The 23,865-nt window shown below is 66.7% G+C and carries 20 protein-coding genes and 1 pseudogene; 12 read left to right on the forward strand and 9 right to left on the reverse strand.

The annotated features are described in order from the left end of the window. Positions 1-62 precede the first annotated feature (62 nt). Positions 63-1,232, forward strand: a complete 1,170-nt coding sequence (locus LGN19_RS18200) for a CfaE/CblD family pilus tip adhesin (RefSeq protein WP_226216436.1) — start codon at positions 63-65, stop codon at positions 1,230-1,232. Positions 1,233-1,239: 7 nt separating this feature from the next. After that, complete coding sequence (locus LGN19_RS18205) at positions 1,240-3,399, forward strand: ATP-binding protein (RefSeq protein ID WP_226216438.1); 2,160 nt, start codon at positions 1,240-1,242, stop codon at positions 3,397-3,399. Positions 3,400-3,528: 129 nt separating this feature from the next. Here LGN19_RS18205 and LGN19_RS18210 read toward each other — a convergent pair whose 3' ends face one another. Continuing rightward, the gene (locus LGN19_RS18210) at positions 3,529-5,925 is read right to left on the reverse strand and encodes an ATP-binding protein (protein ID WP_319000651.1); all 2,397 of its coding nucleotides are present in this window, start codon (positions 5,923-5,925) and stop codon (positions 3,529-3,531) included. A gap of 434 nt (positions 5,926-6,359) precedes the next feature. Here LGN19_RS18210 and cblR point away from each other — a divergent pair, with 434 nt between their 5' ends. Further along, positions 6,360-7,076, forward strand: coding sequence for a cable pilus system response regulator transcription factor CblR (gene cblR / locus LGN19_RS18215; RefSeq protein WP_226216440.1), 717 nt, complete (start codon positions 6,360-6,362; stop codon positions 7,074-7,076). Positions 7,077-7,381: 305 nt separating this feature from the next. After that, positions 7,382-7,810, forward strand: coding sequence for a PRC-barrel domain-containing protein (locus LGN19_RS18220; RefSeq protein WP_122949654.1), 429 nt, complete (start codon positions 7,382-7,384; stop codon positions 7,808-7,810). A 92-nt stretch (positions 7,811-7,902) separates the two neighbouring features. On the opposite strand, the gene dapF is transcribed toward LGN19_RS18220, so the two are convergent. Next, positions 7,903-8,727, reverse strand: a complete 825-nt coding sequence (gene dapF, locus LGN19_RS18225; protein WP_226216442.1) for a diaminopimelate epimerase — start codon at positions 8,725-8,727, stop codon at positions 7,903-7,905. A 271-nt stretch (positions 8,728-8,998) separates the two neighbouring features. Here dapF and LGN19_RS18230 point away from each other — a divergent pair, with 271 nt between their 5' ends. The 3 genes from LGN19_RS18230 to trhA all read left to right on the forward strand — a co-directional run bounded on the left by LGN19_RS18230 (position 8,999) and on the right by trhA (position 12,111). Beyond that, positions 8,999-11,077, forward strand: coding sequence for a carbon starvation CstA family protein (locus LGN19_RS18230; protein WP_122948294.1), 2,079 nt, complete (start codon positions 8,999-9,001; stop codon positions 11,075-11,077). Positions 11,078-11,089: 12 nt separating this feature from the next. Beyond that, complete coding sequence (locus tag LGN19_RS18235) at positions 11,090-11,296, forward strand: YbdD/YjiX family protein (RefSeq protein WP_011353713.1); 207 nt, start codon at positions 11,090-11,092, stop codon at positions 11,294-11,296. A gap of 194 nt (positions 11,297-11,490) precedes the next feature. Beyond that, on the forward strand, positions 11,491-12,111 hold the full coding sequence (gene trhA / locus LGN19_RS18240) for a PAQR family membrane homeostasis protein TrhA (protein ID WP_039349524.1): 621 nt from the start codon (positions 11,491-11,493) through the stop codon (positions 12,109-12,111). 59 nt (positions 12,112-12,170) lie between these two features. Here the strand turns inward: trhA and LGN19_RS18245 are convergent, their stop codons facing one another. From LGN19_RS18245 to LGN19_RS18255, 3 genes are all read right to left on the reverse strand, one after another. Further along, entirely contained in the window at positions 12,171-13,580 is a 1,410-nt protein-coding gene (locus LGN19_RS18245) for an MFS transporter (RefSeq protein WP_226216444.1), read from the reverse strand. Next, positions 13,577-14,008 (reverse strand): nuclear transport factor 2 family protein, encoded by a 432-nt coding sequence (locus LGN19_RS18250; RefSeq protein WP_226216446.1) that lies wholly within the window; start codon positions 14,006-14,008, stop codon positions 13,577-13,579. The genes LGN19_RS18245 and LGN19_RS18250 overlap by 4 nt, the downstream gene beginning before the upstream one ends. Positions 14,009-14,126: 118 nt before the next feature. Then, positions 14,127-14,480 (reverse strand): DOPA 4,5-dioxygenase family protein, encoded by a 354-nt coding sequence (locus LGN19_RS18255; protein WP_122948291.1) that lies wholly within the window; start codon positions 14,478-14,480, stop codon positions 14,127-14,129. Positions 14,481-14,971: 491 nt separating this feature from the next. Between LGN19_RS18255 and LGN19_RS18260 the strand changes: the two genes are divergently transcribed. Together LGN19_RS18260 and LGN19_RS18265 are read left to right on the forward strand one after the other, a co-directional pair. After that, complete coding sequence (locus LGN19_RS18260; RefSeq protein WP_174957886.1) at positions 14,972-15,349, forward strand: hypothetical protein; 378 nt, start codon at positions 14,972-14,974, stop codon at positions 15,347-15,349. Between the two features lie 223 nt (positions 15,350-15,572). Further along, positions 15,573-16,061, forward strand: coding sequence for a hypothetical protein (locus LGN19_RS18265; RefSeq protein WP_122948289.1), 489 nt, complete (start codon positions 15,573-15,575; stop codon positions 16,059-16,061). Between the two features lie 231 nt (positions 16,062-16,292). Here LGN19_RS18265 and hpnH read toward each other — a convergent pair whose 3' ends face one another. Both hpnH and ispH read right to left on the reverse strand, forming a co-directional pair. After that, the gene (hpnH, locus tag LGN19_RS18270; RefSeq protein WP_122948288.1) at positions 16,293-17,453 is read right to left on the reverse strand and encodes an adenosyl-hopene transferase HpnH; all 1,161 of its coding nucleotides are present in this window, start codon (positions 17,451-17,453) and stop codon (positions 16,293-16,295) included. Positions 17,454-17,465: 12 nt separating this feature from the next. After that, entirely contained in the window at positions 17,466-18,407 is a 942-nt protein-coding gene (gene ispH / locus LGN19_RS18275) for a 4-hydroxy-3-methylbut-2-enyl diphosphate reductase (RefSeq protein ID WP_039349543.1), read from the reverse strand. 402 nt (positions 18,408-18,809) lie between these two features. On the opposite strand from ispH, the gene LGN19_RS18280 reads away from it, so the two are divergent. Continuing rightward, complete coding sequence (locus tag LGN19_RS18280) at positions 18,810-19,997, forward strand: glycosyltransferase (RefSeq protein WP_122948286.1); 1,188 nt, start codon at positions 18,810-18,812, stop codon at positions 19,995-19,997. 103 nt (positions 19,998-20,100) lie between these two features. Here LGN19_RS18280 and LGN19_RS18285 read toward each other — a convergent pair whose 3' ends face one another. Together LGN19_RS18285 and hpnA are read right to left on the reverse strand one after the other, a co-directional pair. Beyond that, complete coding sequence (locus LGN19_RS18285; RefSeq protein ID WP_226216448.1) at positions 20,101-21,642, reverse strand: phage tail protein; 1,542 nt, start codon at positions 21,640-21,642, stop codon at positions 20,101-20,103. Positions 21,643-21,750: 108 nt separating this feature from the next. Next, entirely contained in the window at positions 21,751-22,758 is a 1,008-nt protein-coding gene (hpnA, locus tag LGN19_RS18290) for a hopanoid-associated sugar epimerase (protein WP_043181217.1), read from the reverse strand. A 176-nt stretch (positions 22,759-22,934) separates the two neighbouring features. On the opposite strand from hpnA, the gene LGN19_RS18295 reads away from it, so the two are divergent. Both LGN19_RS18295 and rarD read left to right on the forward strand, forming a co-directional pair. Beyond that, entirely contained in the window at positions 22,935-23,231 is a 297-nt protein-coding gene (locus LGN19_RS18295) for an acylphosphatase (protein WP_122948284.1), read from the forward strand. Between the two features lie 16 nt (positions 23,232-23,247). Beyond that, positions 23,248-23,742 (forward strand): annotated as a pseudogene (rarD, locus tag LGN19_RS18300) (EamA family transporter RarD); the annotation flags it as partial. Between the last annotated feature and the right edge of the window lie 123 nt (positions 23,743-23,865).

The raw sequence follows: 23,865 nt of genomic DNA on the forward strand, positions 1-23,865 counted from the left end.
AGCCGGCCATTGCCGCACGCTGCCGTTGGCGATGTCGAGAACATAAGGGAACAGCCATTCAAATGATTCAAATCAGTCGAATTAGCTGCCGGGCAATTGTCCTGGCAGCCGCGCTGGGCGTGCTCTCGCTTGATGCGGCGGCAGCCATGAAACTGCCTGCGGACCGCAACGAGACGGTGGAGGCCACGTTGGATCGTGGCGCGCCGCAGGGGGACGTGATGGTATTCAGCAATGCGTCGGGAGGCTACGACACGGCCGAACCGGAAAAATGGGGGCGAAATTCGTGGACGTGCCAATCGGCCACTGCCACGGCGGACGGTGCGTGCCCAACGGAGCCGATATGGGTTGCGGCGGGCAATTCGACTGACATCCGGCTTTCGTTCACCGAGCAACAGACCGGTGCAAAGGCCGTGCTGACGCTTCAAGGAGAGAGCGCGTACCTCAGGCACGTGGATTGCAACGGCAAAGCGAGCCCGGAAGTCACATCGATCGCGCGAACGCCTGTTCATATGGCGCAGTCGGCTACCGTGGGCACTTGCCCGACCAATTCCATTACGTGGGACGGTCGCAGCCTCTTCGTCAAGATTCCCGCGGAGGAGCTCAAGAAACTGCCGTCCGGTGGAACCTGGAAGGCCAACCTCCGGCTGAACCTGAGATTGTGGGGCGCCAGCAATGTGTCGACGCTTGCCACATTCCGGGCGGCGATCAAGCTGAATACGACCGACAAGAACAACATCCAGGTCTATCTGCCGGAGTTCACGAACGCAACGCCCACCGTCGACCTCAAGCTGCGCAAGCTGCCGAACGGCAGCCGGATGGCGGGCACGTCGAACGTCGACATGTGCCTGTACGACGGCTACAACTCGCAGAGCACGTGGTTCGACGTGTCGGCGAGCGACGGCCTCACGATCGACCGCCGCGACAAGGGCCAGTATTCCGTCCTGCTCGCCTCGGACAAGAGCGGCGCCTATGAGTCGCGCGTCGACTACACCGCGAGCCTGACGTATGCAGGCAAGAAGATCGTGCTGCCGAACAACGAAACCGTGCGGCTGCAGGGCGTGAACAACAGCGCCGGCCGCTCGGTCTCGCTGCCGGGCATCTCGGTGCCGGTCGTCTGCACGCCGACGCCGCTGACGCTCGAGACACCCGAATTCCAGTCGGTCTGGAAGCGACCGGGCAAGTACAGCAACAAGCTGACGATCACCTTTACGCCGTCGTCGGCGAGTCTCTAGGGCGATCATGGAAGCAAGGTTCTTCGGGTATCGCCTGATCTGGCTCGGGCTCCTTCGCGCATGGATCGTCGTGCTGCTCGGCGCATCGGTCGGCGCGAGCGCCGCGACCGCCTGCTGGAAGCCTACCTTCACCGACGAGGAGCTTGGATGGATGCGCGCGCATCCGGTCGTCCATATCGCGGTCGAGGCGAACTGGCACCCGATCGAGTACATGCGCAATGGCGGGCATGCAGGGCTCGTCGCCGGCTACCTGAACGCGATCTCGAAGATGACCGGGCTTACGTTCCGGACCGTGCCGGGCACGGAATGGGGCCATGCGTACGAGGCGCTCGCCGCCGGCAGGGTCGATCTGCTGCCCGGTGTGTGGCGCGAGCTGGTGCCGGACCGCATCGGCGCCGGCGCGCTCGTCAGTTCGCCGTATCTGGTCGGGCGGCTGACCGTCGTGACGCGCAACAATTCCGCAATGATCTTCGGCCTGCAACGGCTCAAGGGCCGCCGCGTCGCAATCAAGGGGCGCGGCGCGGTCGAGTACTTCGTCCGTCACAGCGGCGTGCCGCTCGACGTGCTGACGTTCGACTCCGAAGAACTCGCGCTCGGTGCGGTCGCCAACGGCGAAGCCGACGCCGCGCTCGGCGTCGACGTTACGATCCTGCCCATCATGCGTCGGCAATTTACCGGCCAGCTTTACATGTCCGGCATGCTGGCCGACCGCCCGGTGTCGCTCGCGATGCTCACACGCTCCGACCTGCCGATTCTTGCATCGATCGTCGACAAGTCGCTCGCAGCCATTCCCGTCAGCGAGACGGCCGGAATCACGCGGGATGCGATCGAACTGGGTGACTACGGCAAACCGACGATCCGCTCGATCGTGCATTATCGTGCGCCGGTGGTGTTCGCGATTGTCGTGGCGCTGCTCGCGTTCGCGCTGCTCGCCTACCTGTCGTGGAAATCGCGCGCGGCCGCCATCCGCAGCAAGCGCGACAAGGCGATGTTCCTCGCGTTCGTCAGCCATGAGATTCGCACGCCGATGCAGACTGTCCTGTCGTCGCTCGAATTCCTGCAGCGCTCGCGGCTTTCCGTACAGCAGGCCGGCCGCGTGGAGGCGGCCGTATCGGCTTCCGGGACGCTGTTGACGCTGCTCGACGATATCCTTGAATACTCGCGCCTCGAGTCGCGCAAGGTCACGCTGTCGCTGCAGACAGTCGAACTCGCGTCGTGGGCCAGACAAGCCGTCGACATGGTGCGTTGGCGTGCCGAGCGAAAGGCGCTTGCGTTGACACTCGATGTTTCGGGTCCACCGTTGTTATGTGTCGTCATTGATCCCGTGCGCGTGCGCCAGATCGTGCTGAATCTGCTCGTCAACGCGATCAATTTCACGCCGGCCGGGGTCGTCGCGCTGCGTGTCCGCTATGTGGCCACGCGCCACGGGCGCAGTGGCGTGCTGCGCTTCGAAGTGCGCGATAGCGGCATCGGTATCGCGCCGGATCGCATCGGACATGTTTTCGATGCGTACTGGCAGGCGGGTCGGTCCGCGCAACAGAGTGTCGAAGGTAGCGGGCTCGGACTCGCGATCTGCAGCGAGCTCGTCACGCTGATGCGCGGCACGATCACCGTCGACAGCGTGCCGCACGTGGAGACGGTTTTCACGGTGCAGTTGCCGGTCTTTGCGGCGGAGGGCGGGCTTGTGCCGCTGCCACCCGTCCCCGCTCCGGTTCCAGCGCGAGGGGCCGCACGGGACGCGCGGGCGTACCGAGAGGCGTCGCGGATCCTGATCGTTGACGACCATGAAGCGGTTCGGGCCGCATTGCTGGATCAGTGCGAGGAACTGGGCTGCATCGGGCTGGCGGAGGGGACGGGCGAGGCGGCGCTGCGGCGGCTCGCGGACGGATGCGTGGACTTGGTGCTGCTCGATTGCAATCTGCCGGATATCGACGGTTATGCGCTTGCACGCATGATCCGGCAGGACGAAGCCGCGCGGCAGCTCCGGCATGTTCCGATCGTCGCGATCTCGGCCGTCACCGGCGATGCACACAAGATGCGCTGCTTCGATAGCGGGATGGATGGCGTGCTCGGCAAGCCGCTGCGGCTCGACGCGCTGAGACAGATGATCGCGATGTGGTGTCCGGGGTACGCGGATGTCGGCGCCGACGCATCGTCGGTGGAATGACGCCGTCGCGAGCCGGCTTCGACGCGCGAGGCGAGCCCGTGTCGCCCGCAGGGGCGCGCGTGCATGGTCGAGCGTCGACGTTTCTGCGGCGGCCGGCCAGGGCGTCGTCGGTGCCGGAGGTCCTCCGGTCTATGTGCTTGCGCTGCCTGTCGTGTCCGTGTCGGTGCGATGCCGGTTCAACAATGCACGATGGAGCGCATGGATGTCCGACGAAATTCCGTCGGACACGGCGTGCAGTTGCTGTTCCAGTTCCGCGGCCAGCACACTCGTCTCGGCGTGCCCGGCAATCGCCGCGGCGCCTTTGATCCGATGCGCCGCATGACGTGCCGCAGCCGCATCGTCCGACGACAGGGCGGCGCCAAGCGCAGCCAGATCCGCATCGACGCTTCGTCGGTAGATTGCGCGAAAGTCCTGCGTTGACGCAGGCAGCGCCTGAGCGGGCTGCACGATCTCATTCGTATCGTCGGTCGGACACCACAGATCGAGCATCTGGTGCAGCACGTCGAGTCGCAGCGGCTTGCCGAGCACGCCATCCATCCCGCTGTCGAAGCAGCGGGCGCGATGCGCATCGTCTGTCGAGGCGGAGATGGCGATGATGGGTGTGCGCGGCTGCCGGCGCCGCTGTTCGCTGGCGCGCATGCGCTGCGCGACGGTGTAGCCGTCGAGGTCGGGCAGGTCGCAGTCGAGCAGCACCATACCGTAACGCGTGTGCTCGAACGCCTCGAGCGCCTGCTCGCCGTTGCCGGCAACGGTCGAGCGGTACGCGAGCGCCTCGAGCTGATGCTGGACCGCATGTTGAACGGCCTCGTGGTCGTCTACGACGAGAATCATCGGCCCCGTGTCGGTGCGTGGCGTTGCGTCGCGCCCTGCCTGCTCGGTTTCGGCCGCTGGCGGCACGAATGCGGGGCCGGAGGCGTATGCAATCGTGTCCGGCGTTGCGATTGGCGTGGTACGTGGTACCGGCAGAATCACCGTGAAGACCGTGCCTTTGTCGGGGCTGCTGCTGACGGTAATCGCGCCGCGCATCAGACTGACCAGCTCGCGGCAGATCGACAAGCCCAGTCCGCTGCCGCTTACGCGGCGGCTTCCCGGCTGTTCGACGCGCTGGTAGGGATCGAAAATTCGGCGCTGGCGCTCGGGCGGGATGCCGATCCCGGTATCGCGGACCTCGATCACGAGCGAGCCCGCCTGCTTCGGTTTGTTGTCGAGATAGTCGACGCGCAACGTGATCGAGCCTGCCGACGTGAACTTGATCGCGTTGACGAGCAAATTCAGCACGATCTGCCGTGTGCGTACCGGATCGATCGGCAGATGCAGATCGGCGGGGCAAGCGAGCTCGAGTTTGAGGTTCAGGCCTTTCTCGTCGATCCGCCAGCGCACCATGTCGACGCTGCGCCGCGCCCATGGCGCGATATGCGTGGGCTCGGGCGCGAGTGTGACGTTGCGCGATTCGAGCCGGGAGTATTCGAGTATGTCGTCGAGCAGTGTCAGCAGCGATTCCGATGCAGCGATGGCGGCATCGGCACGGCCGGCCTGTTTCGGTGCCAGTTTGGAGCGCTGCAGCAGTTCCAGCGACGACAGGATCGTATGCATGGGCGTACGAATCTCGTGGCTGATGAAAGCGAGAAACATCGCCTTGTCCCGCTCGCTGCGGATCGCCGCGACGCGTGCCCGCCACGAAACGAATGCGATCGCGGCCAGCGCAAGCAAGGTCGCGCCGGTCGCGGTGGCTTGCCAGCGGTGATAGTAGAGAATTGATTGGAGCGTTGGCTTGCCGTAATCGGCTGATTCGATCCACTGGCGCGGAATCTGCTCGCTCGAGCGTGCCGGAATTGCTGCCAGGGATTTGTCGAGAATCGATGCGAGCAGCGGCGTATCGCTGCGGGTCGCCATGGCCAGTGCGTACGGGCGGTCAGGCAGGCCGCCCGAGACGAACAGTTCGCCCTCGAACTGGCGGCGGAGCAGCGGCAGAATCGACATGTCAGGACCGATGGCGACGTCGGCGCTGCCGTTCGCGACAGCCGCGAGTGCGTCGCGCTCGTCGTCATACGTCAGCAAGGTCATGGGTAGGCCGCTTTGCCGAATCGCGTATTCGAGTCCACCGTTCCCCTTGATCGCGATTCGTCGGCCAGCCAGGTTTCGGAAAGCGACGAACTGGTTCAGGCGCTCCGATGCCACGACGAACATCGTGCCGACGAAGTACGGTTGACCGACGATGGCGCCGTTGCGGTACCGCGATACATCGGAAGTCTTCGACACGTCGGGCACCATGTCGATCTTCCCGGACATCAGTGCGTCGTACGAGCCGGCCCATGGGATATCGACGTATTCGAAGCGCAGCCCGCTGGCACGTGAAACGGCGTCGAGATACGACGGCACGACACCATTGATTTTCCCGCGCTCACGAAATTCGAACGGGCGCCAATTCGAATCGATACGTGTCCGCACCACCGGATGCGCGGCAATCCACGCCTTCTCTTCGGCGGTGAATTGCGGCTCGTTGCTCGCCCATCCAAATGTGGGCATCAGCCAGACGAGCACACCCGCGAGGACGGCGCGTCGTTTCACATTCCCCTTGCTCACGTGGTTCCACCAGGTTGTTGGGCGGGCCGCGACAGGACGGCTCGCAGTTCATGCCGAACGTCGTGATGATCGCAGGCAACACCGGACAGCAAGGCCGTCATCTTAGGTGGCGCGTTGTGGAAACGCAACGCAACGCGACGATCGGCGAATCGTGCAAAGCCGCGTGACGGACGTATGCGACATGCGCGGCATCCCGTCGATGCCGGGCTGCCGACGGCATCGCCGCAGCATGGCCGCCAACATCCGTCTGGCTTGGCTGAAAGGGTTAAAAATTATCCGGAAAGTCGGTAAGCTAATCGAGATAACCATGAACGGCATATCACGACAAGAGCGGATTCGACCGTTCGCCGCCGTACACAACAGGGAAAGGGGTAACAATGAGGCCAGAGCACCAGCCGATCCGGGTTGCGATCCTCGACGACCACGCCGTCGTCCAGCACGGGATCGCCAGTTACCTGACGGAGAAGACCGGGATCGAGGTGGCGGCGAGTTTCGCCAAGTCGCGCGATTTGATCCGCTGGCTCGAAGCGAATCACGCCGATGTCGTGCTACTCGACTACACGCTCGGTCCCGGCGAGATCGACGGCCTCAATCTCGTCAAGCTCATCAATACACGCTTCCCGGAATGCCGGATCCTGATGATGTCGAGCAGCGATACGCCGGCGACCGTGAACATGACGATGCGCGCGGGGGCGCTCGGCTTCTTCGGCAAGAGCGAAGATCTCGGCGAGCTTGCGCATGCCATCCGTGTCGTGGCAAACGGTCGTCCGTACATCAGCGCCGAACTGGCCGCGCGGATGGAATCGAGCGCAACGCCCGACCCGCGCATCGCCGACACGAAGGCGGCGAGCGGCGACGGCACGCTGTCGCCCGAGTCGGTTTCGTCCGGTGATCTGGGCCTCAGCCCGCGCGAGCACGAGGTGCTGCGCTGCTTTCTCGCCGGCATGTCCGTGTCGGACATCGCCTCGAAGTTCTCCCGCAGCCGCAAGACGATCAGTGCGCAAAAGCAATCGGCATTTCGCAAGCTCGGTATCCGCAGCGATGCCGAGCTCTTTGCTTCCCGCAAGATGATCGACGAAGGCCGGACCTCCTGATTCCGATGCTGTGGTGTCGGCTTCCGTGCCAAGCACACCGACTATCCGCACGGTCGTTGATCTTCGTTCGATCCTCCGCGTCGATGATGCCGCACCTTGAACGCACGATCCGGTGAATGCCGCTACCATGAAAGCCGTGTTGCACGTTGAGCTTCGGCCATGCCGGTTCGCCGCGCGCACACGCAGAGGTGGCGCGGCCGGCTGCCCTGCCAACGACGAAGCGCGGGGTGCCCACCGATCAGCCGTTGCACCCGCGTCGCTTCGCTCCCGGAATCAACAACAACCGAACCGGAGTACATAACAGCATGGCTTTCTACAAGACCCTCATCGCAGCAACCGTCCTCGCATCGAGCGTCAGCGCGCACGCGCAGATCGCCGGCGCACAGCCGATCAGCGTGACCGTCGAGCAATCGCAGGCGCTGCTCGAAGGTTGGAGCGTGAAGAAGAGCGTGCTCGGCAAGGCCGTCTACAACGACACGAACCAGAAGGTCGGCACCGTGCGCGACCTGATCGTCGCACCGGACGGCTCGGTGTCGGCGGCGATCGTATCGGCCGGCGGCTTCCTCGGCGTGGCCGCGCACGACGTCGCGGTGCCGATCGCGTCGCTCGACGTGCGCAACGGCAACATCTACCTGCCGGGCGCGACGAAGGACGCGCTGAAGGCGACGCCCGCGTTCCAGTACGCGAAGGTGCCGTCGCCGCCGAAGCCGAAGAAGGTCGACGACAAGCACTGAGCACGCACTGATTTGCACGGCCCGGCGCGCAACGCGCCGGGCCTGGTCCGGCCGACTGCTCGCGCAAGAGGCTCGCGTGCCGGTCCGGACACTCAGGCCGCGGGCACTGGCTCGCCCAGCCAGTTTCCGCTGAACCCGAACGTGACCGGCCCGCTCAGGCGCACACTGCCGGTGCCGTCCCAACGCACCGTCACGTCGCCGCCGTCGCATTCGACCCGCACCGACGCATCCAGCAGCCCGCGCCGGATGCCGTTGACGACCGCGCCGCACGAACACGATCCCGAACCGAGCGGCACGCCGCCGCCGCGCTCCCAGATGCGCAGGCGAATATGCGTGCGATCGATGACTTGAACGAAATGCACGTTGGTTTTCTGCGGAAACAGCGGATGTGTTTCGATGGCCGGGCCGCGCGCCGCGACATCGATCGTGCGGAGATCGTCGACGAAGAACGTGCAATGCGGATTGCCCATGTTGCAGGCGGCCGGTGCGCCGGGCAGCGGCAGCGCGAGGGTGTCGAGTGCCTCGGCGACCGGCACGTCGCGCCAGCCGGTGAGCGGCCGGCCCATCTCGACGGTGATCAGGCCGTCCGCCTCCGTCGCGCACTCGAGATACCCGCGGGGAGTCCGCAACACGAGCGACGTCATGCCGGTTTCCCGCATCAGTTGCCAGGCGACGCCGCGCGTCGCGCTGCCGCAGGTGTCGAGCGGCGAGCCGTCGGCATTCCAGAACGCGACGCGGGCCGCCGCGTCGTCGCAGTCCGACACGACCGCGAGCTGGTTGAAGCCGATGCCGCAACGCCGGTCGCCCATGCGCCGCACCAGATCGCAGTCGATGCGGTGCACTTGATCCTGATCGCGCAGGTCGACGATCGCGAAGTCATCGCCGTTCGCGTGCATTTTCTGAAATCCGATCGGCATGGCGGTTCCGGAAGGGAGGCAGGCGAACACTGTACGTGGCTCGCCGTTCGCGATCAATCGTCGCCCGATATCGCGAATGCGCCGGGTATCTACGTAATTCTACGTAGCTCCGCATACGTAGTTATCCGCTTGTAAGCCGCCCCCGTCGCACGGAATACTACGGCCCATCGTCGCGGCCGTTGCGAGGCTGCGGCACGACGCATCGACGTCACGCGTGTGCGGCATCCTCGCCGCATGCCATCTAAAACCACATTGGAGACCAGGAGACGCCATGAATCGGGCTTCCAGTACCCTGCTCTGGATCGCAGTCGCGCTGCTCGGCGCGTTCTCGTTCGGCACGATCGCACTCGCACATGGCGAGCGCGTCAGTGCCCTCTGGATCGTGATCGCCGCAGTCTGCGTGTATCTGATCGCGTATCGCTTCTACAGCCGTTTCATCGCCAGCAAGGTGATGCAGCTCGACGGGCTGCGGATGACGCCGGCCGTCAAGTACAACGACGGCCTCGACTATGTGCCGACCAACAAGTACGTGCTGTTCGGCCATCACTTCGCCGCGATCGCCGGCGCCGGCCCGCTCGTCGGGCCCGTGCTCGCCGCGCAGATGGGCTACATGCCCGGCATGCTGTGGATCCTGGCCGGCGTCGTGTTCGCCGGTGCCGTGCAGGACTTCATCGTGCTGTTCATCTCGACGCGCCGCGACGGCCGCTCGCTCGGCGATCTCGTCAAGATGGAGCTCGGCACGGTGCCCGGCGTGATCGCGCTGTTCGGCGCGTTCCTGATCATGGTGATCATCCTCGCGGTGCTCGCGCTGATCGTCGTGAAGGCGCTGACCAATTCGCCGTGGGGCACGTTCACCGTCGCCGCGACGATCCCGATCGCGCTGTTCATGGGCGTCTACACGCGCTACATCCGTCCGGGCCGTATCGGCGAAGTGTCGATCATCGGCTTCGTGCTGCTGATGGCATCGATCGCGTTCGGCCAGCACGTGCACGATTCGCCGACGCTCGCCGCGTGGTTCACGTTCACGGGCACGCAGCTCACGTGGATCCTGATCGGCTACGGTTTCGTCGCATCGGTGCTGCCGGTGTGGCTGCTGCTCGCGCCGCGCGACTACCTGTCGACCTTCCTGAAGATCGGCACGATCCTCGGCCTCGCAATCGGCATCCTGGTCGTCGCGCCGGAACTGAAGATGCCCGCGCTGACGAAGTTCGTCGACGGCACGGGCCCGGTGTGGTCGGGCGGCCTGTTCCCGTTCCTGTTCATCACGATCGCGTGCGGCGCGGTGTCGGGTTTCCACGCGCTGATCTCGTCGGGCACGACGCCGAAGCTGATCGACAACGAAACCAACGCGCGCTTCATCGGTTACGGCGCGATGCTGATGGAATCGTTCGTCGCGATCATGGCGCTGGTCGCCGCGAGCGTGATCGAGCCGGGCATCTACTTCGCGATGAACGCACCGGCCGCCGTGCTCGGCACGACGCCGGAAGCGGTGGCCAACACGGTCACGCAATGGGGCTTCGTGCTGACGCCCGACATGCTGACGCAGACCGCGAAGGCCGTCGGCGAAACGACGATCATCGCGCGGGCAGGCGGTGCGCCGACGCTGGCCGTCGGCATGGCGCACATCCTGCACCAGGTGATCGGCGGCGAAGCGATGATGGCGTTCTGGTATCACTTCGCGATCCTGTTCGAGGCGCTGTTCATCCTGACGGCCGTCGACGCCGGCACGCGCGCGGGCCGCTTCATGTTGCAGGACCTGCTCGGCACGTTCCACCCGGCGCTCAAGCGCACCGAGTCGCTGCCCGCGAACCTGGTCGCCACCGCGCTGTGCGTGGCCGCGTGGGGCTACTTCCTGTACCAGGGCGTGGTCGATCCGCTCGGCGGCATCAACACGCTGTGGCCGCTGTTCGGCATCTCGAACCAGATGCTCGCGGCGATCGCGCTGGTGCTCGGCACCGTCGTGCTGTTCAAGATGAAGCGCGAGCGCTATGCGTGGGTGACGATCGTGCCGACCGTGTGGCTGCTGATCTGCACGCTGACCGCCGGCTGGCAGAAGATTTTCGATGCGAACCCGAAGGTCAGCTTCCTCGCGCACGCCGCGAAGCTGCAGGCCGCGGTGGACGAAGGCAAGGTGCTCGCGCCGGCGAAGTCGATCGCGCAGATGCAGCGGATCATCTTCAACGACTACATCGACGCGGCGCTGGCCGGCCTGTTCATCTTCGTCGTCGTGGCGATCGCGGTGTACGGCGTGATCGCCGTGCTGCGCGCGCGCCGCGAGTCGAAGCCGACCGTGCGCGAAACGCCGTACGAAGCGATGCCGGCCGCGCAGGCGCTCGGCAGCGGACGCTAAGGGGAGGCCGCGATGTTCAGCGATCTTGGCAGCGACCTGCGCAGCGCGGGGCGTTACCTCGGGCAGGCGTTGCGGCTGATGGTCGGCCTGCCCGACTACGACACCTACGTCGCGCACATGCGCGCGACCCATCCGGACCGCGAGCCGATGACGTACGAGGAATTCTTCCGCGAACGTCAGAATGCGCGGTACGGGTCGGGGGCGGGGAAGTGCTGTTGAGCCGTACCGCTACAGCGGTTCGGTGATCGACAGGGAAGCGCCGCGAAGGATTTCGCGGCGCTTTTTCTTTGGCGGGCCGGCGGCGCGCATGCGGCGGGAATCGCCGCGCCGTTTGCCGGCGCGCAGCGCGGCAACGGCCGGCGGCCGGTATCATAGGGTTCATTATTCCCGATGGACCCGCAGGAGAACACGTCGTGCATGTCGGTGAGCGTTTCAACAGCATTTCCCATCTCGTCGGCGCGGTGCTGTCGGTGGTCGGTCTCGTGGCGCTCGTGACGATGGGCGCGCTCGAAGGCGATCCGTACAAGGTCGTGAGCTTTAGCGTGTACGGCGCGATGCTGATCCTGCTCTACGCAATCTCGACGCTGTACCACAGCGTGCGCAATCCGCGCCTGAAAGCAATCCTGCAGAAATGCGACCACTCGGCGATCTACCTGCTGATCGCCGGCAGCTACACGCCGTTCACACTGGTCACGCTGCGCGGCCCGTGGGGCTGGTCGCTGTTCGGCGTGAGCTGGGGGCTGGCCGTGTTCGGCATCGTGCAGGAACTGACGCTCGGGCGGCGCACGCGCCTGCTGTCGATGATCCTGTACGTGGCGATGGGCTGGCTCGCGCTCGTCGCGGTGCGTCCGCTGATCCATGCGCTGCCGCCGGTCGGTACCGCGTGGCTCGTGGCCGGCGGCCTGATCTACAGCGCGGGCATCTACTTCTTCATCAACGACGAACGCATCCGCCACGGGCACGGCATCTGGCATCTGTTCGTGCTGGCCGGGAGCCTGTGCCAGTTCGTCAGTGTCGCGATGTATGTCGCGTGAGCGGAAGGCGGCATTGAGCCGATGACGATGGGCAGGTAGCGCGTCGGCTGCCGCATGCGCTAACGGCGCGTGGTGGCCTGCAGGTGCGGGGCCGATTCGTCGGTTGCCGGTGCCGATCGCGTCGTTATCCACCACGTGACCGCGGCGAGCGCCGACAAGGCGATCGCCATGACCAGCGCTACCCGCATCGCCGCCGGAAACGGCTGCAGCGTCGCGATGCACGCACCGAAAATCGCCACACCGAGCGCCGATCCACTCTGTCGCGCCGCGTTCAGCGCGGCTGCCGCCACGCCGGCGCGGCGCCGGTCGACCGTCCCGAGCGCCGGCGACGTCGCGGCCGGCGAGATGAATCCCGATGCGAAGCCGATCGCGAGCATCGGCGCGACGGCCAGCCATGCGGGTGTCGTGGCACCGATGCCCGTCATGCCGAGCGCGCCGGCTGCATAGAGCGCGAACGCCGCGCACATCGTGCCGCGCGAACCGAAGCGCGCAACCAGCCTGCCCGAACCCAGCCCGCCGAGCGCGACCATCGCGGTCATCGGCAGGAACGCGAGCCCCGTGTCGAGCGGGCTCGCGCCGCGGATCTGCCGATAGAACAGGCTGAGCACGAACAGCAGGCCGTAGAACACGAACGCCGACGCCATCGACACGAACGTCGAGCCGGCGAACAGCCGATTGCGGAAGAACGCGAGCGGCAGCATCGGCTCGCGGCGGCGCGCTTCGATCGCGACGAATGCGATCCACGCGACGACGCTCGTTATCGCACCACCGACGATCGGCGCCGAGCGCCAGCCGAGCGACGGCCCTTCGATCAGCGTGCCGATCAGCGCCGCGATCGCGACGATGGCCGCGGCCTGGCCGCCCCAGTCGAAATGCCGCGACGCGTCGACGACGGCGGTGCGCGCGACCGTGCGGCCGAGCCAGATGCCGGCAAGCCCGAGCGGCAGGTTCACGAAGAAGAGGCTGCGCCACCCGAGCAGATGGATCAGCAGGCCGCCGATCAGCGGTCCCGACGCCATTGCGATGCCGCCGCAGCCCATCCACAGGCTGATCGCCGACGCGCGCGCGGCCGGTTCGGGGAATGCGCGATTGAGCAGCGCGAGCGAGCAGGGCACCAGCATCGCGCTGCCGACACCTTGCAACGCGCGGGCGATCGCGAGCGCCGGAAGGTTCGGCGCGACGCCGCACAGCGCCGACGCGGCAACGAATACCGCGAGCCCTGCGACATAGACGGTGCGATCGCCGAGCCGGTCGCCGAGCGTGCCGCCGGTCATCAGCAGGCTCGCGAACGCGAGCGTGTACGCGTTCACGATCCACTGCAGGCCGGCCACGCGGCTGCCGAACGTATGGGCGATGTCGATGAGCGCGACGTTGACGATGGACGCGTCGAGCAGCACGAGCGTGTAGCTCACGCAGGTCGCGGCGAGCACGCGGCGGGCCGTGGCGCGATTCGGCGCGGTGGCCGTCATGCGCGGTCCGTCGCCGGCGTGGCGGCTCGCAGCGCGAGAAAGCCGACCCATCCCCAGTACACGCGATGATGCGCGATCAGCCCGTCGCGCAGATCCATCACCTCGACGAGATCGACCTGGTCGCCGTCCGGCGTAGCGCGCGGATATTCCCACGTGAGCTGGCGGCCGTTCGAGAAGAACAGCCCGGTGCGGTACCAGCGCCCGAGCCGGTTGCCCGGATTGCGCAGGCCTGCCGCGAAGAATGCGCCGATCGCGGCCTTGCCGTGCAGCACGCCGGAGCCGTGATCGGGCAGCGTGACGACGATCAGCGGCGTTTCGAGCACCGCGTCGTCGGCATACAGCGCCATCAGCGCATCGACGTCGCGCGCGACGACGGCCGCGTGCCAGCCTTCATAAATGTGCCGGGCATCGGCGTCGGCGTGCGTCATGGCGGGTTCCCGTGATCATCGATAACGGAACCCACTGTAGGGTCGTGCCGCCGCGGGACGTTTCACGTCAACCCGAAACGTGGATGTTGCCGCGGCGCAGGCGGCCGCGTGCCGGCTGTTATCCCGCCAGCGCGTCGAGATTCAGCCCATACGACTTCCCGATCCACACCGCGCAATCGCGATGATCGCGCAGTTCGTCGTTCGTATTCGGATGCAGGAAGATGTCGAGCGCGCCGTGGTTCAGCACGAGCCACGGCACGATGTCGTCGAATCGCGCGGCGTCGAACGCGATCTGGTACGACCAGGCCGGGTGCGGGCCGACGAGGCGCTCGTGAAAGCGGCCGAGTTCGATGACTGCGCCGAACCGTTCGTCGACGACCTGGCGAAACGCCCAGGCCGCGTCGCGGCTGGCTGCATCGAAATAGACGTGCGCGTGCCAACTGTCGATGGCGGTGGTGTCGAGGGCAGCCATGAAAGGACTCGATAAAAATGGGAATGCATGAGGTGCCGTGCGAAACGGCCGATGCGTGATTATCGCGCGTCCTTGCTGTGTGTGTCGTGTCGCTATCCGGTAATCCGGGCGCGATGATTTGTCCTGAATCACAAGAACCGTTCGATTCGAGGAAGCCGGAGCTCGAGGTATCCGCACGCGCGATATCACGCCGGAAGCCTTGTCGCAGGTACGCCGGCCAAGATCGCACCGGCAACACGTCATTTCGGAAATTGAAAAAGCGCTGTGTGCGTCGCTTCGGATCGTCTGAACAATGGCGATCAGGGCGTTGAATGAATTAAAGAAATTCCGATTTGGCGGGATTCGCGTATGACGTGGTTTGCGCACCGAATTCCGAAGCCGAAAATATCAATTGCAGATTCGGCTATTCAAGCGGAATGCGGCGCGACATACGATGGTTTCAACGCATCGTCGAACACGATCGATGCGGGGACAACCACCTGGAGGCCACTATGCGATCCCTCGTTCCCGTTGCTGTACTTTCCTGCGCACTCGTTGCGCTGCCCGCCGTCAGCTTTGCGCAGTCGGCTGCTCTCGATGGCGCGCCGTATGCGGCACAGCTGAACTGGTCGGCGGCGCGTGCCGAGACCAACGCACAACTGATGCAGATGACGCGCGCCGGTTATCGCGCGACGTCGGCCGGCAACCAGAACTATCCGCTCGCGATGCAGCGTGCGCTCGAACGTGTCCGCAATCCGGTGCCGGACCGGTCGCGCGAAGAGCGGGCCGAGATGGAGGCCCGCGCCGCGCGCGATGCGCAGGGCGGCCATCCGGTCAAGGCGTTCTTCGTGAAGACCGCGTACTACCTGAAGGGCGAGAACACGTTCTGATGCGGGAGACGAGCATGGCTTGCACGATCCGATTTGCCGGCGTCGTGCGCGCGTCGGCGCCACGCCGGTTGCCGGACGCGCGAGCGACGCAGCGGCGGAATGATGGGCGCGGCGCGCAGCGTCGTGCGAAGCACCCGCGCGATGCGCGCCGCGACGTCGTCGCGTGCCGCAGCGGTTGGCCGGCTTTCGAGGCGAGCGACGCGCCCGCCAACGGGAGCCCATCATGAAGGGCAACCGTAAGCACCGTCGCCACGTGCCGCTGACTCGCGAGTGGCTGCTGCCGCTGCCGCCCGTGCACGCGCGCGACATCTCGCTGAAATGCCACATGGCGCTCGTCGCGCTGCGTGGCGGGCATGGCAACGAGGCGCTGCTGATGCGCTTGCGCACGAGCGTCTATCTGGTGTTCCTGGCGCTCGACGACGCGGTGAGCGCTGACGCGGACATCGACGTGTGCGTCGACGCGGAGCGTGCGCTCGATGCGGGCGTGGCGCGCGCGGCGCAAAGCGGCGCATGGACGCTGCGCGACGACGAATGCGCGGTGCTCGAGCATGTGCTCGCGGCGAACGATGCGTGCGTCACGACGCTCACGCGGCATCGGCTGGCCGAGCTGTGGGAGCACGTCTGCACGTTCGCGTCGAGCGGCCAGCCGGCTCTTGTCGCGAGCGCGGCGGAGAAGATGCGCGAGCACGCGGCCGAATCGCTGGCCGCGTAGCGTCGCACCGGTTTCGCAGGGAGAGTGGAGGAGACAGGGCCGGCCGCACCGGCATGGCCGACACAGTCGCGTTGATTCAACGCATGCGTGGCTGTCGCGGCACTCAATACGGTGACGGCGGAGCGCGACTCGAAACCGCGGCCCAAAACAAAAGCGCCACGGAGCGGACTCCGTGGCGCTTCTTTTTTTCCCGCCGGCGCGGAGGCATGGCCCCCGCGTGGCGAAACGCGCTTAGGCTGCGGCGGCCGGCTTCGCCGGCTTTTGCAGCTTGCCCTTGCCGGCGCGCTGGATTTCCTCGAGCTTGATCTCGACGTGGCGCGAGAACACGTACTCGGCCGGGCGCTGCTTGTCGATCGGAATGTCCGGTGCGAACGGGCCGTCGGTCTTGATGCCCTTGCGGCTCACGGCGAACGCCTTCAGCGGATGCGCCATCGTGTCCATCACGGCGGTCGCTTCGAAGCCGCAGTGGACCATGCAGTCCGCGCACTTCTCGTAGTTGCCGACGCCGTAGTTGTCCCAGTTCGTGTCTTCCATCAGTTCCTTGAAGGTCTTCACGTAACCTTCGCCGACCAGATAGCACGGCTTCTGCCAGCCGAACACGGTACGCGCCGGGTTGCCCCACGGCGTGCACTTGTAGGTCTGGTTGCCGGCCAGGAAGTCGAGGAACAGCGACGACTGGCTGAACGACCAGCGCTTGCCGCCATCGCCGCGCTTCAGGATCTCGCGGAACAGGTTCTTCGTCTTGTCGCGGTTCAGGAAGTGCTGCTGATCCGGTGCGCGCTCGTACGCGTAGCCCGGCGACACGGTGATGCCGTCGACGCCGATCGGCCCCAGCGTATCGAAGAACTTCGCGACGCGTTCCGGCACGGCATCGTTGAACAGCGTGCAGTTGATGTTCACGCGGAAGCCACGGCGCTTCGCTTCCTTGATGGCCGCGACCGCCTTGTCGTACACGCCTTCCTGCGACACCGAGTGGTCGTGCGCCTGCTGGTCACCGTCGAGGTGGACCGACCAGACGAAGTACGGGCTCGGCTGGTAGTCGTCCATCTTCTTTTCCATCAGCAGCGCGTTCGTGCAGAGGTAGACGAACTTCTTGCGCTTCATGATGCCGCGGACGATTTCCGGCATTTCCTTGTGCAGCAGCGGCTCGCCGCCTGCGATCGACACGATCGGTGCGCCGCACTCGTCGACCGCTTCCAGGCATTCCTGGACGGACAGGCGCTGGTTCAGGATGGGATCCGGGTAATCGATCTTGCCGCAGCCGTTGCACGCGAGGTTGCAGCGGAACAGCGGCTCGAGCATCAGCGCGAGCGGATAGCGTTTGTTGCCGGACAGGTGTTGGCGCGTGATGTACGCGCCGACGCGGACTTGCTGGAGCAGCGGAATAGACAAGAGATGTCCTCCTTAAACTTCGCGGGCGACAGCTTGCGTGAGCTTCGCCGGCAGCTTGAATTCGACCTTTTCCTCACGGCCCGCCATCGTCGTGACGTCGACGGGACCCAGCGCGCGCAACGCGCCGATTACATCTTCGACCATCTCCTCGGGCGCGGACGCCCCGGCGGTCAGCCCAACGGTCTTCGCATTCGCGAACCATTCGGCCTTTACTTCTGAACCGTCGGCGACGAGGTAGCTCGGCACACCGCTTTCGGTGCCGATCTCGCGCAGACGGTTCGAGTTCGAGCTGTTCGTCGCACCGACGACGAGCAGTACATCAACCTGTTCGCTCAGCTCGCGCACGGCGGCCTGGCGATTTTGCGTCGCGTAGCAGATGTCGCGCGTGTCCGGGCCGACGAGGTCGGTGAACCGGCGCTGCAGCGCTTCGATGATGCCGCGCGTATCGTCGACCGACAGCGTGGTCTGCGTGATGTACGCGACCGGCGTGTCGACAGGCAGCGTCAGCGTATCGACTTCGGCTTCGCTCTGCACGAGGATCACCTCGGCCGGAATCTGGCCGATCGTACCCTCGACTTCCGGGTGGCCCGCATGGCCGATCAGGATCAGCCGGCGGCCCGCCGCGACATACTGGCGGCCCTGCACGTGCACTTTCGTGACGAGCGGGCAGGTGGCGTCGAGCACGTCGAGCCCGCGCGTTTCCGCGTCGCGCTCGACCGTCTGGGCGACACCGTGCGCGCTGAAGATCGCGACAGCACCGTGGGGCACCTCGTCGAGTTCCTCAACGAATCGCGCCCCTTTATTACGCAGGTTTTCGACGACATGCCGGTTATGCACGATCTCATGACGCACATAGACCGGCGCACCGTGCTGTTGCAGCGCGCGGTCGACGATCTCGATCGCACGGACAACCCCCGCACAAAAGCCGCGGGGCTGGGCAAGGATGACTCGCATAAGTGAGCGAACTCCGACGACAGACGCCGGGGTTCGAGGAGCTGGCACTCGCTCGCTCGCCCCGGCTTGATGTTATGAAGGCAGGAACGAACCGGCCGGCCAGGCCCCGGAACCCCGAATTAATCGCGCATTTTAACTCTATCGGGAAGTCCTTGCTCTGGTGCTGTGAATGGCGTGTTGCATTTGCGGGAGAGCCGCGTCGGCGCTGGCGCGCGCGGAACCCAGTAAACTATGCGGTTTCGCGGGCAGCCGCTCCGGCTGCCCGGCGTCGCGCTCATTTCAAGGCCATTCGATGACCGTCGATTCTTACGTGTTTTGCCCGGCCGCCCGTGCGGTTTCGGGTGTTTTGTTCCTGACCCCTATTGAATTTGCCCATGCCGGCGCCCGGCAGGAGGCGTGCCGATGATGCTGGTCCTCGCTTTCCTGGTGTCCGGCCTGTCGCTGATGATCTGGATCGTGCTGCTCGTCGCGCGTGGCGGCTTCTGGCGCGCGGTGCCCGCGCGGCCGCTGCCGCCCGAGGCGCGCGGCGCCGCGGCCGAGGCCGGCTGGCCGGCCGTCGTCGCGGTCGTGCCGGCGCGCAACGAGGCCGACGTGATCGCCCGGGCGGCGACTTCGCTGCTCGAGCAGGATTACCCGGGCGAATTTCATCTGATCATTGTCGATGACCACAGCGACGACGGCACCGCCGACGCGGCCCGCGCGGCCGCGCTTGCGATCAACCGCGCCGACCGGCTGACGGTGCTGGCCGCCAAGCCGCTGCCGGCCGGCTGGTCGGGCAAGGTGTGGGCGCAGTCGCAGGGGATCGCCGCGGTGCAGACGCTCGGCCTGCCGGCCGACTACCTGCTGCTGACCGATGCCGACATCGGCCATCCGCCCGACGCCGTCGCGCAGCTCGTCACGCGCGCACAGGCCGAGAACCGCGATCTCGTGTCGCTGATGGTGCGGCTGCGCTGCGATTCGTTCTGGGAAAAGGCGCTGATCCCGGCGTTCGTGTTCTTCTTCGCGAAGCTCTACCCGTTCTCGTGGATCAACAACCCGCGCAACCGGACGGCCGGCGCCGCGGGCGGCTGCATGCTCGTCAAGCGCACGGCGCTCGAGGAAGCGGGCGGCATCGAGTCGATCCGCGGCGCGCTGATCGACGACTGCAGCCTCGCCGCGCAGATCAAGCATCGCGGCGAAGGCCGCCATCCGATCCGGCTCGACCTGGCCGACCGCAGCGTGTCGTTGCGCCCGTACGACAGCTGGCGCGATATCTGGAACATGATCGCGCGCACCGCGTTCACGCAGCTGCACTATTCGCCGCTGCTGCTGGCCGGCACGCTGCTCGGGATGACGATCATCTATCTCGTGCCGCCCGCCGCGGCGCTCGCGTACGGCGCGCGCGCATGGCCGGCGTGGCTCGCGTGGGCGTCGATGTGCGCCGCGTATGCGCCGATGCTGCGCTACTACCGGCGCTCGCCGCTGTGGGCGCCCGCGTTGCCGCTCGTCGCGCTGTTCTACGTCGGCGCGACGTTCGCGTCCGCGTGGCGCTACTGGCGCGGCAAGGGCGGCCAGTGGAAGGCGCGCGTGCAGGCGCCGGTGGATCGCTGAGCGTTTGCCGGGAGGCGTGCCTCCCGGTAGCCGGAAAGCAGACAGCCCGATCGGTGGAAACCGGTCGGGCTGTTTCGTTTTCGGCGGGGCGGCTTGCCGGTACTTAGCGCTGGGTCAGCATCATGTACATCTGCACCACGACGTCCGGCGAGAACGTGAACGGCACCCAGCCGTAGCCCGTGTGGCGGGCCACCAGCAGGCGGTCGCCGTTCGCCTGCTTCTGCACGGCCATCATCGGGTTCTTCGTCGTCACGAAGCGCCAGCCGGACGGGATGCCGGGCGGCGGCTCCGGCTGCATCGACGCACGCGCATGCGCGAGTTCCTCGATCAGCTGGCTCAGTTGCTCCGGATGCAGCGTGATCGATTCGCCGTTGATGGTCAGCGTGAGTTCGTTCTGCGTCGGACGTGACACGTGCAGCGTCGATTTGTCGGCCGGGGCCGGCGCGTCGGCGATGGCTTCGGCTTCGGCTTCAACCGGCGTTTCGGCTTGCACCGTCGCGACGATGGCCGTTTCGGCGTCGGTCGCCGTGTCGACCGTTTCGGCGGCAGCCGGTGCGGGTGCGATCACGGCGGGCTCCGCCGCCGTCGCGACGATGGCCGTTTCGGCGTCGGTCGCCGCGTCGACCGTTTCGGCGGCAGCCGGTGCGGGCGCGATCACGGCGGGCTCCGCCGCCGGCGCGTCGGCCGGCGCAGGGTCGACGACTTCCGCGGCAACGGCCGTGGCGGCGACGGCGTTCGTCGCCGCTTCCTTGACGACGGCCTCGACCAGCGCCTCGGCGTCGGCGATGGCCTGCGCGTGGTGCTGCGCAGCCGCTTCGGCTTGTGCGATCGCTTCGGTGTGGCGCTGCGTGAGGGCCTCGGCTTGCGCGGTGGCGTCGGCGTGGCGTTGTGCGGCGGCCTCGGCCTGCGCGATCGCTTCGGTATGGCGCTGCGTGACGGCTTCGGCCTCGGCGGCCGCGTCGGCATGACGTTGCGCGGCGGCCTGCGTTTCCGCGATTGCCTGCGTGTGCTGCTGCGCGAGCGCTTCGGCTTCGGCGATCGCAGCCGTATGGCGCTGCGCGGCGGCTTCGGCTTCGGCGATGGCGGCTGCGTGACGCTGCGTGGCCGCTTCGGCTTCGGCGGTCGCTTCCGCGTGACGTGTCGCTGCGGCCTCGGCTTCGACGGTCGCGGTCGCATGGCGTTGCGCTGCCGCATCGGCGTCGATTGCCGCCGCGTGATGGCGCTGCGCGGCGGCCTCGGCTTCGGCGATCGCTGCCGCGTGGCGCTGCGACGCGGCTTCGGCATCCGCGTGACGCTGCGCGAGCGCTTCGGTCAGCGCGGTGGCTTCCGCATGGCGCTGCGAGGCGGCTTCGGCTTGCGCGGTGGCATCGGTATGACGCTGGGCGGCGGCTTCGGCGGCGGCGGTCGCGCTGGCGTGGCGCTGCTGCGCAGCCTCGGCATCGGCGGCCGCGGCCGTGTGGCGTTGCGCAGCGGCCTGCGCTTCGGTTTCCGCGGCGGCGTGACGTTCTGCCGCCGCCTGGGCTTCCGTTGCTGCGGCGCGCGCGAAGGCTTCCGCGCTGCGGGCCGCCTGCTGCGCGGCGTGGTGATCGTGGAGGAGCTGATCGACGCCCATGGTGAGCGAAGCGATCTGATCGTTCAGGTTCATGCGTGTCTTCTCTGCGTAAGACCCGCGATTTTAACCGCTGCGCCGGTAGCGGGCCGCGCGGGACGTGTAACAAAGTGCGCAAAGCGGCGTGAGGCACGCCGCTTTGTGTTACTTCAGGTAGCCCGCGGAGCCGAACCAGTCGAGCGCATCGCGCAGCCCTTCGCGGTACGGGCGCGCACGGTAGCCAAGCTCGCGCTCGGCTTTCGCGGACGTGAAATACATCTTGTTCTTCGACATCCGCAGCCCGTCCACGGTGACGAACGGCTCCTTCTTCGTGAACTTCGCGACGGCTTCGGCGCCGACCGCGAGCGGGTAGAGCGGCCAGCGCGGCAGCGCGATCGTCGGCGGCTTGCGGCCCGTCATCTGCGCGATGTCGGCGAGCATCTGTTGCAGCGGCAGGTTCTCGCCGCCGAGGATGTAGCGCTCGCCGATCCGGCCGCGCTCGAGCGCGAGGAAGTGGCCGTGCGCGACGTCGTCCACATGCACGAGGTTCAGCCCGGTGTCGACGAACGCGGGAATCTTGCCGAGCGCGGCTTCGACGATGATGCGGCCGGTCGGCGTCGGCTTCACGTCGCGTGGGCCGATCGGCGTCGACGGATTGACGATCACGGCCGGCAGCCCTTCGTCGGCGATCATCCGCTCGACCGCGCGTTCCGCGAGCACCTTGCTGCGCTTGTAGACGCCGATGGCCTGCTCGGCCGTGAGCGGCCGGTTTTCGTCGGACGGATCGCCGGCGCTCGTCACCTTCAGCGTCGCGACGCTGCTCGTGTACACGATTCGCTCGACGCCTTCCGCGCGTGCCGCGCGCATCGTCGCGACCGCGCCTTCGAGGTTCGCACGCTCGATCTCGTCGGGATCGGGCGCCCACAGCCGGTAGTCGGCCGCGACGTGCAGCAGGTAGCGCACGCCGCGCAGCGCGGCGCGCATCGATGCCTCGTCGCGCATGTCGCCGGTGACGATCTCGGCGTCGAGATCCGCGAGGTTCGTGCGCGGGCTGGTCGAGCGCACCAGCACGCGCACCGCATAGCCTTTCTGCTGCGCAATGCGCGCGACGGCCGAGCCGACGAAACCGGACGCGCCGGTGACGAGAACGAGATCGCGGGAGGTATCAGTCATGCGTTTCCTTCAGGGCCGCGCGCGAGCGGCGCGGCGGTTGAGCATCGGCGAGATTGTACGTGGTCGGCACGCGTGGCGACGCCAGGCCGTGACGGCGGCGAGCCGGCCCCGGCCCGTGTGCGAAGCGGCCGACGCGACTACAATGCCGGGCTTGAATGCAACGGGAGGGCGACGCGATGAGCCGCAATGAACTGGACGAACGGATCGAGACCTACCACGTGCGGGTGCGCGGCGTCGTGCAGGGCGTCGGCTTCCGTCATGCGACGGTGCGCGAGGCGCATGCGCTGAAGCTGCGCGGCTGGGTCGCGAATCTCGAGGACGGTACCGTCGAGGCGATGATCCAGGGCCCCGGCGCGCAGATCGACCGGATGCTCGCATGGCTGCGTCACGGCCCGCCGGCCGCGCACGTGACCGAGGTGACGTTCGAGGAACGCCAGACCGAGAAGCGCTTCGAGCGTTTCCAGCAGCAGTAAGAGGCACGGAACGATCATGACGGGGTATCCGGAGGCCGGGCGCGGCCTCATGCTGTCGGTGACGGCGTCGATGTTGTTCGCGCTGATGTCCGCCTACGCCAAACTGCTCGCGCCGCTCACGGGGCTCGACATCTTCGCGTGGCGCGTGTTGTGGACCGCACCGGGCGCGCTCGCGCTGATCGCACTGCGCGGCCGCTGGCCGGCGCTCGTCGACCTCCTGCGGCGCAGCGTGCGCGACGGGCGTTTGCTGATTGCGCTGCCCGTGAGCGCCGCGCTGCTCGGCGTGCAGCTGTGGCTGTTCCTGTGGGCGCCGCTGCACGGCCGCATGCTCGAAGTGTCGCTCGGCTATTTCCTGCTGCCGCTGACGATGGTGCTCGTCGGCCGCTTCTACTATCACGAACGGCTCGATCCGCTGCAATGGGCGGCGGTCGCGTGCGCCGCGCTCGGCGTCGCGCACGAAGTGTGGGCGACGCGCGCGTTCGCATGGCCGACGCTCGTCGTCGCGCTCGGTGTCAAGTCCTGGAATAGGTTGACAGTGTTCACCCGCTAAACGCCCGATGCACCGCATCGGGCGTTTTGTATTTGAGGGCGGCATGTGGCCGCTCGCAGTTGTAGATGTTCACCGACTGTTCGA

It is taken from the genome of Burkholderia sp. AU30198 (genome assembly GCF_020419825.1).
Classification (GTDB): domain Bacteria; phylum Pseudomonadota; class Gammaproteobacteria; order Burkholderiales; family Burkholderiaceae; genus Burkholderia.